This window comes from Natrialba taiwanensis DSM 12281 (genome assembly GCF_000337595.1).
Lineage (GTDB): Archaea > Halobacteriota > Halobacteria > Halobacteriales > Natrialbaceae > Natrialba > Natrialba taiwanensis.
Map to the genome: position 1 here is coordinate 84,952 of NZ_AOIL01000001.1, position 15,055 is coordinate 100,006.

At 63.3% G+C, this 15,055-nt stretch carries 15 protein-coding genes; 4 read left to right on the forward strand and 11 right to left on the reverse strand.

Annotated features, from left to right (window positions below; translation table 11 throughout):
• Nucleotides 1–41: 41 nt before the first annotated feature.
• Entirely contained in the window at nt 42–227 is a 186-nt protein-coding gene (locus tag C484_RS00320; protein WP_006823982.1) for a hypothetical protein, read from the reverse strand.
• A 120-nt stretch (nt 228–347) separates the two neighbouring features.
• Nucleotides 348–1,427 carry a cupin domain-containing protein gene (locus tag C484_RS00325; protein ID WP_006823983.1) on the reverse strand — a complete coding sequence of 360 codons (1,080 nt, stop codon included), beginning with the start codon at nt 1,425–1,427 and terminating at the stop codon, nt 348–350.
• Nucleotides 1,428–1,593: 166 nt separating this feature from the next.
• On the opposite strand from C484_RS00325, the gene C484_RS00330 reads away from it, so the two are divergent.
• On the forward strand, nt 1,594–2,469 hold the full coding sequence (locus C484_RS00330; RefSeq protein ID WP_006823984.1) for a fumarylacetoacetate hydrolase family protein: 876 nt from the start codon (nt 1,594–1,596) through the stop codon (nt 2,467–2,469).
• 73 nt (nt 2,470–2,542) lie between these two features.
• On the opposite strand, the gene C484_RS00335 is transcribed toward C484_RS00330, so the two are convergent.
• The 4 genes from C484_RS00335 to C484_RS00350 form a co-directional block, all read right to left on the reverse strand.
• Nucleotides 2,543–3,298 (reverse strand): acetate--CoA ligase family protein, encoded by a 756-nt coding sequence (locus C484_RS00335; protein WP_006823985.1) that lies wholly within the window; start codon nt 3,296–3,298, stop codon nt 2,543–2,545.
• On the reverse strand, nt 3,295–4,683 hold the full coding sequence (locus C484_RS00340; protein ID WP_006823986.1) for a CoA-binding protein: 1,389 nt from the start codon (nt 4,681–4,683) through the stop codon (nt 3,295–3,297). Before C484_RS00340 ends, C484_RS00335 begins: the two co-directional genes overlap by 4 nt.
• Before the next feature lie 168 nt (nt 4,684–4,851).
• A complete protein-coding gene (locus C484_RS00345; RefSeq protein ID WP_006823987.1) occupies nt 4,852–5,478 on the reverse strand; it encodes an MBL fold metallo-hydrolase in 627 nt (208 codons plus the stop codon).
• Between the two features lie 94 nt (nt 5,479–5,572).
• Nucleotides 5,573–7,123, reverse strand: a complete 1,551-nt coding sequence (locus C484_RS00350; protein WP_006823988.1) for a class I adenylate-forming enzyme family protein — start codon at nt 7,121–7,123, stop codon at nt 5,573–5,575.
• A 178-nt stretch (nt 7,124–7,301) separates the two neighbouring features.
• Between C484_RS00350 and C484_RS00355 the strand changes: the two genes are divergently transcribed.
• Entirely contained in the window at nt 7,302–8,165 is an 864-nt protein-coding gene (locus tag C484_RS00355) for a UbiA family prenyltransferase (protein WP_239640884.1), read from the forward strand.
• Between the two features lie 36 nt (nt 8,166–8,201).
• Here the strand turns inward: C484_RS00355 and C484_RS00360 are convergent, their stop codons facing one another.
• The gene (locus C484_RS00360; protein ID WP_006823990.1) at nt 8,202–8,969 is read right to left on the reverse strand and encodes an IclR family transcriptional regulator; all 768 of its coding nucleotides are present in this window, start codon (nt 8,967–8,969) and stop codon (nt 8,202–8,204) included.
• A gap of 438 nt (nt 8,970–9,407) precedes the next feature.
• Here C484_RS00360 and C484_RS00365 point away from each other — a divergent pair, with 438 nt between their 5' ends.
• Complete coding sequence (locus C484_RS00365) at nt 9,408–10,247, forward strand: branched-chain amino acid ABC transporter permease (RefSeq protein WP_006823991.1); 840 nt, start codon at nt 9,408–9,410, stop codon at nt 10,245–10,247.
• 33 nt (nt 10,248–10,280) lie between these two features.
• Nucleotides 10,281–11,309 carry a branched-chain amino acid ABC transporter permease gene (locus C484_RS00370; protein ID WP_006823992.1) on the forward strand — a complete coding sequence of 343 codons (1,029 nt, stop codon included), beginning with the start codon at nt 10,281–10,283 and terminating at the stop codon, nt 11,307–11,309.
• A gap of 194 nt (nt 11,310–11,503) precedes the next feature.
• Here the strand turns inward: C484_RS00370 and C484_RS00375 are convergent, their stop codons facing one another.
• The 4 genes from C484_RS00375 to C484_RS00390 form a co-directional block, all read right to left on the reverse strand.
• Nucleotides 11,504–12,718, reverse strand: a complete 1,215-nt coding sequence (locus tag C484_RS00375; RefSeq protein WP_049914926.1) for an ABC transporter substrate-binding protein — start codon at nt 12,716–12,718, stop codon at nt 11,504–11,506.
• Between the two features lie 128 nt (nt 12,719–12,846).
• Nucleotides 12,847–13,551, reverse strand: coding sequence for an ABC transporter ATP-binding protein (locus tag C484_RS00380; RefSeq protein WP_006823994.1), 705 nt, complete (start codon nt 13,549–13,551; stop codon nt 12,847–12,849).
• Entirely contained in the window at nt 13,548–14,267 is a 720-nt protein-coding gene (locus tag C484_RS00385; protein ID WP_049914934.1) for an ABC transporter ATP-binding protein, read from the reverse strand. Before C484_RS00385 ends, C484_RS00380 begins: the two co-directional genes overlap by 4 nt.
• Nucleotides 14,268–14,498: 231 nt before the next feature.
• Nucleotides 14,499–14,900 (reverse strand): acyl-CoA thioesterase, encoded by a 402-nt coding sequence (locus C484_RS00390; RefSeq protein WP_006823996.1) that lies wholly within the window; start codon nt 14,898–14,900, stop codon nt 14,499–14,501.
• Nucleotides 14,901–15,055 lie beyond the last annotated feature (155 nt).

Here is a 15,055-nt window from a genome sequence, read left to right on the forward strand (position 1 = left end):
TCGAAATGTTGGCCCGTGCAGACACGCGACCGGAGTCGGTCTCAGTCCGCAGTCCGTTCGACGGTGGCGTCGAACACCTGCTCCGACGGGAAGACGCCGTAACACTCCTCGCAGACCATCTGTCCCTGGACCGCGTATTCCCAGAGCTTTCCCCCGCAGTCCAGACAGTCGAAGTGCGCTCGGACGAACGGATCTTCCTCGACGTACGGATTCTCGAACTCGGCCATACGAAGACGCTAGGGGCGACAATCTATAAGAGTACTGCCTCGTTTGCCGCCAGCCACTGCGGACCCATACGCGAGGTGGGGAGCGGAACTTGCACGGACGAGTTCCGAGTCCGGATCAAATTAGTCGTCAATGCCGGCTTCGGCGTAGAAGTTCATCGCCTCCAGAATCGGGCGATCGGTCATGCCGAGGAGGATCGCTTCATCGTCCGGTTCGTGGTGATGGGGAGCGTCCGGCGGCACGACGAAAATGTCCCATTGCCCCCATTCGAGGGTCTCGCCGTCGACGTGAGTCGCGCCCTCCCCCTCGATGACGAAGTAGACTTCCGTCGCGTTGTGGAAGTGTGCGTCCGTCGGCCCGTCGTTTAGCAGCTGCGCCCGGAACGACATGGTCGGGAACAGCGGCTCCTCCCCCGTGGCCGGATTGACGTACGCGAGGCTGTAGCCGTCGTAGGGGTCCGGCTCGTCATTGTCCGCGCGCTGACGGAGCGACGCTTCCATCTCGTCCCACCCGAAGCGATACGGCGGCGTCGGCTCCTGATTCCCTTCGAACGGGCCGGGAATGGAGCCGTCTTTTTGCTCGGCGGCGGGACGCCCGCGCCCGTACTGGGAGGCCCAGTATCCCTGCGACTTCGTCACCGGCTGGCGTTCGAGTTCGTGATTCTCGAAGACGTGCGTGTTGTTCAGCGTATCCAGGAACAGCGGCAGGTCGAGCACGTCGAGCCAGGCGGCCGTCTCGTCGGAGTCGTTGATGTGGTCGTGCCACTCCCACTGCGGCGTGGTGACGAGGTCGTTGTCCTTCATCGGGAACTCCTCGCCGGCGACGACCGTCTTCATGTCCTCGTGGCCGTCGATGGTGAACCGAAGGGCGCTTGCTGCGTGGCGGTGGGAGGGAGCGGTTTCGCCGGGCGAGACCGTCTGCACGCCGACGTAGATCGTGTTCGAAATCGCGTGTTCGGCGTTGATCGGCACCGCAACCCGTCGCTGGAAGCCCGGGGGAAGGTCGGCGATCGGCACGTCCGCCTCGATGCCGTCGATAGCAGCCTGGATGTCCTCCCACTTCCAGATGTCCGCTTCGAGGTCGTCGAGGAGATGCCCCATGTCGTCTTCTACTTCCCAGAGCGGGCGGAGGTTGTGTTGCTCGAGGGTGCTCCGCGTGTCGGAACTCAACTCCAGGAGTTCCTCTGGCTCTTGTTCTGCCATAGTCGCATGTTTGATGAACGATACCATAAGTGTGTTGGAGGCACCATCGCTGTCGTAGATGGCTGTAACTGCGGCCGTTCGCTCCCCGGTCTGTGTCTCACAGACCGCCGAACGGGTAGTAGACGAGAAAGGATGATTTATGTGGGCGTATCGCAGTGCATGTACTATGCGACTTGTCCGATTCAACGACGACAGGCTCGGCCTGTTGACCGACGACGGCATCGTAGACGTCACCGACCGCCTCGGACTCGAGACGAACGACCCGCTCCGGGAGTACGCGACCCGCGATCTCGACGCGAGCGAGTTCAGCGACGCCGACGCGGACTACGACCGCGGCGAGGTACGCATCGAATCGCCCGTCCGCCGCCCCGGAAAGGTCATCGCCGCGCCGCTGAACTACGAGAACCACGTCGAGGAGGCCCTCGCGGACAAAGACATCGTCACCCAGGAGTGGTTCACCATCGAGGACAAGGGCTACTTCCTCAAGGCTCCCTCGAGCGTCGCTGGCCCGGACGACGGCATCGAAGTACCGTTCAGCGACCGCCGCGTCGACCACGAGATCGAACTCGCGTTCGTCATGGGCGAGGATGTCAAAGATATCGACAGCGACGATGTCTGGGACGCCATTCTGGGGTACACGATCCTGCTCGACGTCTCGGTTCGTGGCGATCAGGACCGCTCGAACCGCAAGTCCTACGACACCTTCACGATCATCGGCCCCTGCGTCGCGACGCCGGACGAAATCGGCGACCCGCACGACCTCGAGATGGAACTGCAGCTCAACGGCGAGACCCGCCAGCAGGAGAACACGGGCGAAATGATCTACAGCTGTGCTGACATCGTCGAGTACGCCTCGATCGGTGCGACGATCGAAGCCGGCGACGTCATCACTACCGGTACGCCGGAAGGCGTCAGCGCGATTACCGGTGGGGATACGATCGACGCCGAAATCGAGAGCGTCGGATCGATGGTCGTCGACGTGACCGAGCGCGACCGTTCCTTCGAGGACGTCGACGTGGAGAAGAGCCAGCTAAACGAGTAGTCGACCGCGTTCGACCGCCGACGCGTGCGATCCAGCCGTTTCGTTCGTTCTCTGTCTCGCAACGCCGCCAGAGTCACGACCGGTTTTGTCTCCGCCCACTGCGATGGTCTCCGTCGCCGTGCACTTCGCTGTCGAGCGAGACGAGCGCGTCGAGGGCGACCGCTCCGTCCGGTCTCGCGAGCAGCGGATTGATCTCGACTTCGCGGATCGCCTCGCGTTCGGCCACTAGATCGCCGACGGCGACGATCGCCTCGGCGACCGCTTCCCGGTCGACTGCCGGAGATCCGCGGTAGCCGTCGAACAGCGGCGAGGCCTCGAGTTCACGCGTCATCTCGAGTGCCGTCGCCGTCGAGACCGGGGCGATTCTGTGGCTCGTGTCCTGAAGGATTTCGACGGCGATTCCGCCGAGACCGACGAGGACGGTCGGGCCGAACGACGGGTCTCGCGTGGCACCGACGATTACTTCGAGGCCGGCCTCGATGTCGATCCCTTCTTCGATGAGGACTGCTGCATCGAGATCCCGGTCGGACGCGGCATCGAAGATTTGCGTTGCGGCCGTTCGAACGGCATCGGCATCGCCGAGGTTCACGTTCACGCCGACGCCGCCGGCCCACTCGCTCTTGTGCTGGACCGACGGCGCGGCGACCTTCGCGACGACGGGGAAACCGAGTCGCTCGGCCGCTTCGACGGCCGCATCGGGAGCGCGCACGAGTTCACCCGTCGGGGTTACAAGCCCCCGATCGGCGATTACGGTTTTCGCTTCGGATTCGGTCAGCGCGGTCCGGCCATCCGTCAACGCCGCGTCGACGGGTGTGAGGGGGTTGGTCATCGACTCACCTCTGCGCCGGGGCTCACGGCATCAGGGGCCCGGGTTCGTTTCGCGGCCCGGACGAGCGCGGCGACGGCGTCCGCGCCGGCCTCCGGCGTTCGGTAGGTCGGCACGCCGAGCGCCTCGAGTTCAGGAAGGGTCTCGCGCAGAGTGTCGTCGGGGCCGCCGGTGGCGAAGACGATCGGTTTGTCGACCGCGCTGACGAGTTCCTCGAGCGTCTCGGTCGGGTAGCCGATGCCGCCCTCGTACAGTTCGTAGACGAGGACGATGTCGATGGTATCGTCGCGTGCGACGGCGGCGACGACGTCGCCGAAGGCGGGCATCGGTCGCCCAGTGTCGACCGGATTCGCGGAGAAGGTGATTCCGGGGAGGATGTCCTCGATGACGGCTTGCGTCTCCGGGTCGAGCGAGGGCAGCGTCGCACCGGCGGCCTTCAGTCGGTCCGCGATGGCGATGCCCGGTCCCGCCTGCGCGGTCACGACGCCGACGTTCGGCCCGTCGGGTCGGGGACAGGTCGCGAGCGCGCGTCCGCCGTCGAGTAGTTCGGCCGTCGACCGGACGGTCGGCACGCCGTACTGGGCGAACCCGGCCTCGTAAAGTTCGTATCGACCGGTCAGCGCTCCCGTGTGGGATTCGGCGAAGTCGCCGACGTCCTCCTCGCCGACGTTGTATGCGAGAACCGGCGTTTCCACGGCCCGGCAGGTTTCGAGGAGGTCGCGCGCATCGTCCGCCCCTTCGACGTGCAGCAGTATTGCATCGGTTCGGTCATCGCCGTCGAAGTACGCGATTGCCTCGCCGAAGCCGACCGTCGCCCGATTGCCGAGGCCGACCATCGCAGAGACGCCGATTCCGCGGTTTTCCGCCTGAAACGCGAGCGAGTAGGCCAGCCCGCCGCTCTGTGCGACGATCGCCAGGTTCCCCGCCGGAACCGTCTCGATGCCCGTCGCAAACGTCGCGTACAGGCTCTCGTCGGGAACCAGAAAGCCGCTCGTGTTCGGTCCGAGGAGGTCGACTTCGTTCTCGCCCTCGGTCGCCGCCGCGACGAGTTCGTCCTGCAACTGCTCGCCGTCCGCTCCCGCTTCGGCGAACCCGCCGGCGAAGATGACCGCCCCGCCGATTCCCGCTTCGCCGCACTCCGCGATAACGCTCGGCACGACCGGTGCCGGAACGCAGACGAGCGCGAGGTCGACGGGACCGTCGATGGCTCCCACCGAGTCGAGGAACTCCCGGCCGAACACCGACCCCGAGGCGGAGGGGTTGACCGGATAGACCGGTCCGTCGAATTCGATCGCATTCTGTACGGCTTCGTACCCCATCTTTCCCGGCGTGTCGGACGCCCCGACGACGGCGATCCCGCTGGGGTCGAATACGTCTTGTACAGCCATGGCAACCGTGTTGTTTCAACGGCGTGAAAACGTTTTCCCCGCGTGTAGTCTCGGACGATAACGATGCGCCGCTCGCCGACCGCAGCCGAACGCGGAGAGGGGGCAAACCGGACGTCCCGCCGTCTCCGAACCGACCAGGTTCGGGTCGACCGACCGGCTGTCGCCTGCTCACTCCGGTTTGCCGTCGAACTCGACGAACGCCTCGAGTTTCTCCCTGGCGTCCGAGCGAACAGACGACCCGTGGAAGACGAGTCCCGCGCTGAACTCGTAGTCGAGGAGCCGTTCCAGGTTCTCGTCGGCTGCGAGCAGGTCCTCGGTGAAGACGGCCGGCGGGAGGACGAAGTGTCCGTCCGGCAGGCCGCGCGCGTCGGCACCGAAGACGGCGTCGCCCAGGACCGCGCGGTCGTTGGCCTCGTCGATCAGGGCGTGGTGGTCGGGCGTGTGACCCGGCACGTGGACGGCCGTGAACGGGCCGATTTCGGCCCCGTCGGCGTAGCGTTCGTCGACGAGTTCAGTGTCGACATCGGTCACCTCGGGCACGTAGGTCCGAACGGGGTAGCTGTCGACGACGGCTTCGAGGCCGCCGACGTGGTCGCCGTCCCCGTGGGTAATAATCACGCGTTCCGGCTCGATTCCGACCGCGTCGACCGCCTCGAAGAGCGCGTCGGTCGTCCCCGGTAGCCCCGTATCGACGAGCGTTGGGGTCTCCGAATCGAAGAGGAACGCGCGATACCGCGCCGCCCCGTCGTCCTGCAGGGTCAGATCGTACACGTCGGGGAGTAGTTCGGTGTGCATCGGTTTCCAATTCGTTCGAGATCGACGATAAATCTACTGTCGGGACCGGTATTCGGGGGTTCCGATCCGAACACCCGACCGGACGAGAGTTCCCTTAGCCATCGAAGAACTCGGCTGAAACCGTCTCGCGTTCGACCGTTCCGGTGTCCGTTCGGGGAAGCGGTTCGGTCGCCACTGCGTACTCGCGCGGGCGCTTGAAGTTCGCGAGCTGGTCGTGGTCCTTACAGAATTGATCGAGGTCGTCGACGTCGACGTCTGCACTTTCGGTGTAGATGACGCAACCGACGCGGTGGCCCCAGCGTTCGTCTTCGACGCCGACGACGACGGCTTCGTCGATCGAGTCGTGCGTTTCGACGACGCCCTCGACGTCCTCCGGATAGACGTTCTCGCCGCCGCTGACGATCATATTATCGACGCGGCCGACGATGTACAGGTAGCCGTCCTCGTCGACCGTCGCGCAGTCGCCGGTTCGAAGCCAGCCGTCGATCAACAGGCGGTCGGTCTCCTCGGGACGATCCAGGTACCCGTCGCACATTCCCGGATTCCGTATGAGTATCTCGCCCGTCTCGCCCGGGTCGACGGTCGCGGTCGGATCAGGGTCTTCGTCGGGTTCGGTGGCTTCCACGACCCGGAGTTCACACGTGAACGACTCGGTGCCGATCGTTCCCGGGTGGTCCTCCTGGGCGGAGGGGTGTGCGAACGTCAGGTTGGGCCCGCCTTCGGTCAGCCCGTAGGTGTTGTACACGCCCTCGGTCAAGTATTCGGCAGCCTTCTCGATGAGACCGTCCGTGACGATCGAGCCGCCGGTGCGGATGTACGAGAGCGTCTCGATGTCGTACCCCGCGTCGGCCTGCGTGTCCGCAAGCGCGTGTAACTGCGTCGGAACCGCGAGCATTCCCGTCACGTCGTGTTCCTCGATGAGTTGGAGCGCCTCGTCCGGATCGAAATCGGACTGGACGACCATCGTCGCTCCGGCCTGGATATGCGGAAGGATCCAGGCGTCGGAGGTGACCATGTGATACCACGGCGTCGTCACCAGCGCCGTGTCCGTCTGTTCGATTCCCATCTCCATGACGACCTGCGCGCTGCCGTACCACAGCTGTTCCTGGTCGAACAGCACGGCCTTCGGCGTGCTCGTCGTCCCGCTCGTGTAGAAGACGCCGTGTTCGCCCTCCGGTTGCGGTTCGACCGGCTCGGTCGAGGCGTCGGAGAGGAGTACGTCGTAGTCGAGAACGCCGTCGCGATCGATCGATTTCTCGCCGGCGTGTATCGCTCGCTCGAACGGGACGCGGTCGAGTACCGATAGCGCTTTCTCGGCGTTCGCATCGTCGAAGAGGAGAACGCCCGCATCGGTCGGCTCAAGCATCGACGCCAGTGCGCCGGGGCTCTCCCGAAACGGGAGTTGGACGTTTCCAACCCCGCGTTTCTGGCTCGCGAGCATCGCTTCGATCGCCGCCGGCCCGTTGACCGCAAGCGTTGCGAGCCGCCGGCCCGGAGCGCGCTCGGCCAACGCGTTCGCCAGCCGCGTCGTGCGGTCGTCCAGCTCCCCGTACGTCTGCGACTGCCCATCCTCGGTGACGATCGCCGTCGTCGACGAGTGACACCGAACCGTTCTCTCGAACGCGTCTCTGAGATTCTGGTTCATCCGCCTACGTATGGGAGGGGATACCGAGGATATTAATGATTATGGTGACGGGATTCGTTGCCGATCGGTTCTCGCCTCCGGACAGCGTTTCGAGATCCAAACGCGGTCCGATCCGTGCGATCCGGCCGCGCCCGCTCCAAACCACGATTGCTATTACGCCCGCCCGGCAACTGCGACCGTGCACGACCGATCGCTCCTCGGCCGCCACACCGCGACAGTTCGCGGCCTCTGGAAGCACGTCCAGCCGATATTCCTGCTCCCGGGCGCAGCGATGTCGGTTTTCGGTGCCCTCCTCGCCGCCGAGTTCAGCGTTGGTCCGGCGATTGGCCACGTGCTCGCGGTGTCGCTTGCCGTCTACGTCGCCCACCTCAAGGACGGGTACGTCGACTACTACGTCCGCGGTGAGGACGAGACGAATCCGCTCTCGCCGCGCGCACTCCGGCTCGCAATCGGCCTCGCGACTGCGGGTGCAACCGCGTGCATTGGATTCCTCTGGCTGCGTGCTGCGGCTGAACTCGTGGCCGTCGTCCTCACGGTTCCGCTGGTCGTTCTGGGTCACCTTCACGCGCCGTCTCTCGATACCGGACCGGTCACCGGAACCGCTGACTATCCGCTGGGGATCGTCCTCGCAATGCTGGGCGGATATGCCGCCCAGACCGGTACCGTTTCGGCCGCTGTTATCGCCGTTTGTCTCGCGCTGTTCCCCCTCCTCGTCGGGACCAACGTGCTGTTAGATATCGTGGACTACCGACACGACCGCCGTCTTTCGAAACGGACGATCCCCGTCGCTCTCGGTCCGAGTCGGGCACGATTCGTTGCAATCGGTTTCATCTTCGCCAGCGTCGGACTGTTGGGTGTCGCGATCGCGCTCGGCGCACTCTCACAGCGGGTTGCAGTCGCCGGAATCGTTCCCGCGTGTGCCGGGACCTGGTGTCTCACCGGCCGGTACAGTGCGGATCGTGCCGTACGCGTTCTCATCGGGGCGACGTACGCGTTCGCCGGAGTCCTGTTTCTCGCGATTCAGCCTGATTTCTTCATCTGACACCATTGACTGCGCGATCGGGCGATCCCCGCGACGTCATCCATACACCAGTCGCAGTTCGATGTCGTCGACCGCTTCGAGCAGGCGCTCGGACAGGTCGTCTTCGATCCGCTCCTCCGTAACCCGGTTTGCGGCACCCGCGATGGTGACGGCCGCGACCGGCCGGCCATCGGTGATGACCGGAGATGCGATCGCGTGCAGTCCCCGGAGATCCTCCTGTGCGTTCATCGCATAGCCGCGGTCTCTAACCTCCACGAGTTCATTGAGCAGGGTCTCGTAATCGGTGATCGTGTTCTCAGTTTGTGCCGGCAGTCCGTGGCGGTCGATGATCGACGAGACCTCGTCGTCGGGGAGGTGAGCCAGGATCGCCTTGCCGGCCGAGTTCGCGTGTAAGTAGACCCACGTGCCGATCGTCGAGTCGAAGGTGAACGCCTCGTTGTGGGCAACGCCGTAGATGAACATCCCCATCCCGTTTTCGTGAACGATGAGCCAGGCCGCCTCGTTCGTCTCGGCTGCGAGCCTGTCGACTCGATTCTTGGCGGCGTGATAGACCTCGTACTGGTTCCGAACGTGGATGCCGGCGGTGAAAAACTGGAGTCCGAGACGATACTGACCGTCCTCTTTGACGACGTACCGGTGGCGTTCGAGCGCCACGAGGTGTTTGTGAACGGTGCTCTTTGCGAGATCGAGCCGATTGGCGAGTTCAGTGACACCTGCACCGTTCGTGCGCTTTAAGCATTCGATGATGGCGAACAGCGTCTCGTCCGATTTGACGGATCGTCCATCGATATCACGATTTTCCATAGGAATTCTTTCTGTTGCGTCTATATAAGAGATGTTCAAGACTTCTAGTAGATCATGCGGGGAAACAAATCCCTCTTGTTCGCTGTGACGAAACGTAGTAGTTGGCCCGTCAACAGTATTTTGCCGTGCCGCCATTACATGGGTACTACTGTAAACCAATCTGCGTAAGTCGCCCCATCTGCTCACGGAATCGATGTGAACTCGTCTCACAGGATTCTCATCGGATCAGCCGGTCCTAAATTATAGACCGTTCGGGACATGGTCTCGTTTCCTGAGAGCGAACGGCATGTGTGATCTGAACGCATGGTACAATCCAGCGTGTCACCACACAAGTGCTCAGTGAAACAGTAGGGTGTGGCCGCCTAGCCGACCACAATGTATAAGATATGGTGATGTGATAGCACATCTGTAATGGTGTCAGCGTCGGTAACACAGCTAGTGGAATTTGCGATCGACGGGATCACACAGGGGCTCGTCCTGGCCCTGCTCGGACTCGGAATCACGATCGTGTTCGGGCTCGGTGGCGTGCTCAACCTGTCGATCGGGGTCTTTTCGGCGATCGCGGTCGTCATCGCGATCGAACTCCTCGGGATCACGTCGAGTCTCCCGCTCTCGGTCGTCCTTGCCGTCGTCGCCGTCACTGGACTCGGCCTGGTCGTCGACAAGTCGCTGCTCTCGTTCGTCTACCGATCCGAGGGTGAAGAGCGGGTGTTGCTCGGAATTTTCGTTACGCTCGGGTTGGCGACGCTTCTCGACGGACTGCTCGTTATCGCTCGTCCATCGTCGTACTCGCTCTCCGTCGGGGTTCCGTCGACGACGGTCCTCGGTGCACAGATACGCGGTTCCTCGATCGCGATTATTGCAATCAGTCTCGCCGTGTTCGCGGGGCTGTATTACTTCTTCCGCCGAACGTATCTCGGACGGGCGATGAGGACGGTTCTACAGGACGAGACCGGAGCGGTTCTCTGCGGAATCAGCCCACGAAAGATGCGAACGCTCGTGTTCGTGCTTAGCGCGTCCATCGCGGCGGTTGCGGGGATTCTCTACAGCTTCACCCAGCAGGTCGGTGCAGCGGAGGGATTCGAGCTGACGATCCTGGCGTTGATCGTGTCCATCGTCGGCGGCGTGACGAGCATCGTCGGCGCGGTCGCAGCGGGACTCGTCCTCGGCCTCATTGCCACGTTCACGAGCGCGTACGTCGGCGCGTACGTCGCCGAAATCGCACTGTTCGCGGCCGCGATCGTCGCACTGCTGCTCCAGCCGGAGCAGGTCGCATAACGAACTCGGTACACACGGACACTATCAATACCAATGATTCACGCACTACTCACGCGCGTCGGTGGCACTGATTGGGAGACAATTCGGTTACCGCTCGTCCTGGGACTACTCGCACTCGTTCCTCCGGTCGTCTTCCGCGAGGGTGCGACGTACGTTTCCCGACTGATCATCCTCGCAGCGATTTTCGCGACGCTCGCGATGGCGCTCAACATCGTCTTCGGACACACGGACCAACTGTTCCTGTTCGTTGGTGCACTGACTGGAATCGGCGCGTATACTACCGCTATTTCGGCCGAGGCGCTCGGCGTCTCGCCGTGGGTGACGCTCTTCATCGGTGCCCTCCTAACCGGCGCGATCGGTTCCCTCGTCTGTTACGTCGCGGCGCGGCTCCAGTTTACCGTCATCCTGATCGCCATCTTGACCCTCGCGCTGCAGTTTGCGGTCATCGAGTTCTTCGTCGGTGCCCGCGACATCACCGGCGGGAGCACCGGGCTCATCTTCTCGGGCCTAGGATTCGAGTCGCTCCAGGAGGGGTTCGGCATCCACGAGCACGTGATCCTCTATTACCTCGTGCTCGCACTCCTCGGCGCGACGTTCGCCTTCTACGAGTGGCTTCGCAACTCGACGTACGGATTGGCCTTCGACGCGATCCGACAGGACGAGGTCGCCGCCGAATCGATCGGCGTCGACGTGGTCCGGTACAAGGTTCTCGCGGGGTTCACCAGCGCCTTCATCATCGGGCTCGTCGGTCCGTTGTACGCGCAACTGGAGGGATTCGTTATCCCCGGCCTGTTCGAGTTCCAGGTGATCGACGTGCTCGTCCTGATCATCCTCATCGTCGGTGGGATGCGGACACTCCTCGGGCCACTCGTTGGGGCCGGACTCGTCATCTGGATAGACGAAGGACTGGCATCCACGGGAGAGTGGCGAACAGTGATCTTCGGCGCACTCCTGATCTTCCTCTTCCTCTACTTCCGACAGGGCGTCGTCCCGTTCGCGGACCGCATCCTGAACGATCGATTTCGAACTCGCGAGCGGATCGCGACGTGGCGCGAAAGCTAGCGAGAAGGGGCACAAACCCCGTCATCTCTCCTGCGCACGTTTCCCGACCACCGCAGGGCACGCACGTGACCGCGACTCCGTCTCAAAAAGAGACCAGTATGCGACAGTCCCCACTGAAAGTCACTGCACACCCGATCGCACGAGGGCTGTACGATCGGTGTGAAGCGTTTCAGTTGCACTATAGCCGTCCCGGGCTACCATTCCCTCGGATCGATCGCCGAGAGGGTATCCGTCCGGTAGACCTCGTGCAGATCGAAGTCGCCGTCCGGATAATACGCCGGTGCCTGCGTCTCGAACCCGCTCCAGATTAGCGAGTAGTTGTCCAGCTCACCCCACTCCGTATACTGGACCGGTTCGGCGTAGATCGTGTCGAACTCGAGTTGGCGTGTTCCCGCTGCAACGTCCTGTGGATCGGCCGACTCCTGTTGGCGCATCGCCTCCGCGATCAACTGCACCGTGACGTATCCGGCCGCCTGTGTCGGGCCGAAATAACCGCCCGTCTCCTCGTAGAACCGGTCGGCGATCTCCTGGTACTCCTCGGAGTACACGTCCGGAAGGTGACCGAACGTGAACCCGTTCGCGACGGCGTCCCCGATCCCGTTGTAATTCGTCTCCGGCGGGTCGACGGCCCCGGTCATCAGTTCGGGTTCGAGTCCGACCTCCATCATCTGACTGAACATGTCGTTCAGTCCCGGCGGATGTCCCGAGCCGACCAGCACGTCCAGATCGCTCGGCATATCGCGGAGGTACGGCGCGAAATCGCTCTCCCCCTGCGGTGCCGTTCGCATCGTGAGATCGATATTGTCTGGGAAGGTTCGCTCGATGGCATCCTCGGCTGCGATCCCCCACGCGTAGTCGGCGTTGATCGCCCCGATCGTCTCGTACCCGTTGTCTTCGATGATGTCCGCGACGGCCTGGATGAACGCCGGCGCGGGCGGCAGCGCCGTCCGGAACGTGTAGCTCGAGTTCCGCGAGAGAATCTCGATGTCGCCCGACGTGTGCAAGAACAGCGGCACCTCGAGTTCTTCCGCGTTCTCCGAGGTCAGGACTCCTACGTCGCTCGAGACCGGGCCGACGGCGGCGACGGCGTCCTCAGTTTCGACGAGCCGGTTGAGGATCGTCACCGCCTCGCTCGGTTCCGATCCGGTGTCCTCCGCGATGTGTTCGAGTTCCTGATCGAGGACGCCGCCGTCGGCGTTGATCTCCTCAATCGCGAACTCGATCCCCGCCGTGTGGGCGTCTCCGTACAGGGCAAAGGGTCCCGAGTGAGGCTGTAGTCCCGCAATAGTGTGCGTATCGCCGCCCCCGCTCCCGCCCATGCACCCGGCCATAAGTCCGATCCCCACGCCGGCCCCAGTCGATTTCAGCACCGTTCGACGCTGTATTCGGTGTAATCCCGTCTCTGGCATTTGTACCACGGTATCAACTCACACTTACCATCCTTCAATCTTTTTGTCGCCGGTCCGCTCGCGAGTGAGTTCGAGCCTGCTCGCGGCACTCATGGGACGCCGTCGGCCCGGTTCGGGGACCGTCATGTTTAGCCGTGGAGATACGCCTCCACGACGTGGTCGCTCTCGAGCAACTCCGTCCCCGTTCCCTCGGCGGCGATGCGCCCGTTCTCTAGCAGGTAGGCCCGGTCCGCGAGTTCGAGCGCCCGATCGACGTGTTGCTCGACGAGCAAGACGGTCACGTCCGTACTGATCTCCTCGATCTTCTCGAACACCCGCTCGGCGAGTTGCGGGGCGAGCGCACCGGACGGTTCGTCCAGCGCGAGGATGTCGGGTTGTGCCATCAACCCGCGGCCGATCGCGAGCATCTGCTGTTCGCCGCCGCTTAACGTCCCCGCCTTCTGCTCCCGGCGCTCCTCGAGAACGGGGAACATCTCGACGACCTCCGCGTGCGTCTCCTCGAACTCGTCGCGGTGTCTGTACGATCCCATCCGCAGGTTTTCGGCGACCGTCATCTCGTCGAAGAGGTTCCGCTCCTCGGGCACGTGGACCAAGCCGAGGTCGACGATCTCCTCGGCGCGACGGGTCGAGATATCCGAACCGAGGATCTCGATCGTCCCGGCGGACGGCTCGAGCAGGCCCGAGAGCGTTCTGAGCAGCGTCGTCTTGCCCGCGCCGTTCGGCCCGACCAACGTCACGACCGAATCCTCCTCCGCAATCGCCATCGATACGTCCCACAGGACCTGTAGATCGCCGTAAGAGACGTCTACCCTGTCGACCTTGAGCAACGTCATACCTCCACCCCACCGAGGTAGGCCTCGGCAACTTGCTGATCGGACTGGACCTCTGCAGGCGTTCCGTCCGCGATCTTCGCACCCTGATTGAGAACGATGATCCGATCCGTCGCACCCATGATCGCATCGACGATGTGCTCGATCCAGAAGACGGAGATCCCGCGCTCGGAACGGATGCGCTCTAACGTCTCCGTCAGTGTCTCGAGTTCAGTCGGCGTGAGACCGCTGCCGATCTCGTCGACGAGGACGAACGCCGGCTCGGTCGCAAGCGCCCGGGCGAGTTCGAGCAGTTTCCGGTCCGCGATGTTGAGTTCGCCGACCGGATCGTGGGACTGCTCGTCGAGGCCGATGAACTCGAGCAGTTCGTAGGCCCGCGTTTCGGCGTGGGCTTTCGAATCGCCGTTGCCGAAGACGGCACCGATGGCGACGTTCTCGATGACAGTCGCCTCGTCGAACGTCCGTGCCGTCTGGAAGGTCCTGGCAACGCCGGCTCTCGCGATTTCGTGTGGCTTGCTGCCGGTAAGCTCCGTATTGTCCAGGACGATCGTTCCCTCGGTGGGCGGATGGACGCCCGTAATCGCGTTGAACAGCGTCGTCTTGCCGGCTCCGTTCGGCCCGATCAATCCGACGATCTCCTCGTCTCCGATCTCGAAAGTTACGTCGTCGACGGCGACCAGGCCGCCGAACGATTTGCTAACACTCGTCGCCCGAAGCATGCTCTGCGCTTTCGACGCATTCGTCATAAATGATGTGGTAACGAAACGCACGGCCGTGGCGACGGAACGGTGACGACCGCTCGCTGAAACGCACCGCTTCCGACGAATCCGTTCCGGGGTTCGCCTACACCGGTCTGGGACACGGTTTCGTCGTGCTACGAACGCACTCACCATCGGACCACGGTCTCATCGTCCAAATCCGCTCGTCCACGGTCGTCTCAGTGGGACGACTCAGTCGGCAACGCCGTCGAGAGCCGTTCTGAGCTCGTCGGGGACGGGAACGCCGCCGTCGCCGTCGACGGGAACGCAGACGCGGTGTTCCGTCCCGCTGAAGACGACGGTCTCGTCGTGCGTTGCTCGGTATTCCAGTTGCACGCTCGATTCGCCGACCGTCGGCGTCAGTTCGATCTCGACGTCGTCGCCGGCTTCCACCTGGCCCGTAAAGTCGAAATCCATCGAGACGAGCGGGAGACCGATCCCGTGTTCGTCGGTCAGTTCCCAGAAGGGCCAGCCGATCGATTCCATGAACATATCCGAGGTCTCGTGAATCGCATCGATCATCCGCGGGTAGTGTGCGATTCCGAACGGATCCGTATCCGAGAATCGAACCGTCCACGTTCGTGTGAAACTCATGTGGTGTCTCGTACTGAGAGGGTCGAGTCCTATAAGAATTCTCGAACGCTGCCGCCGGATCGGTCCGTTCTCGGACACTGGTACCGACTCACCTCGCTCGGTTCGTCTTGGCTACGGCGACCGCCACCCCCCCAAACTCGAGCGTGTTCTCGAGT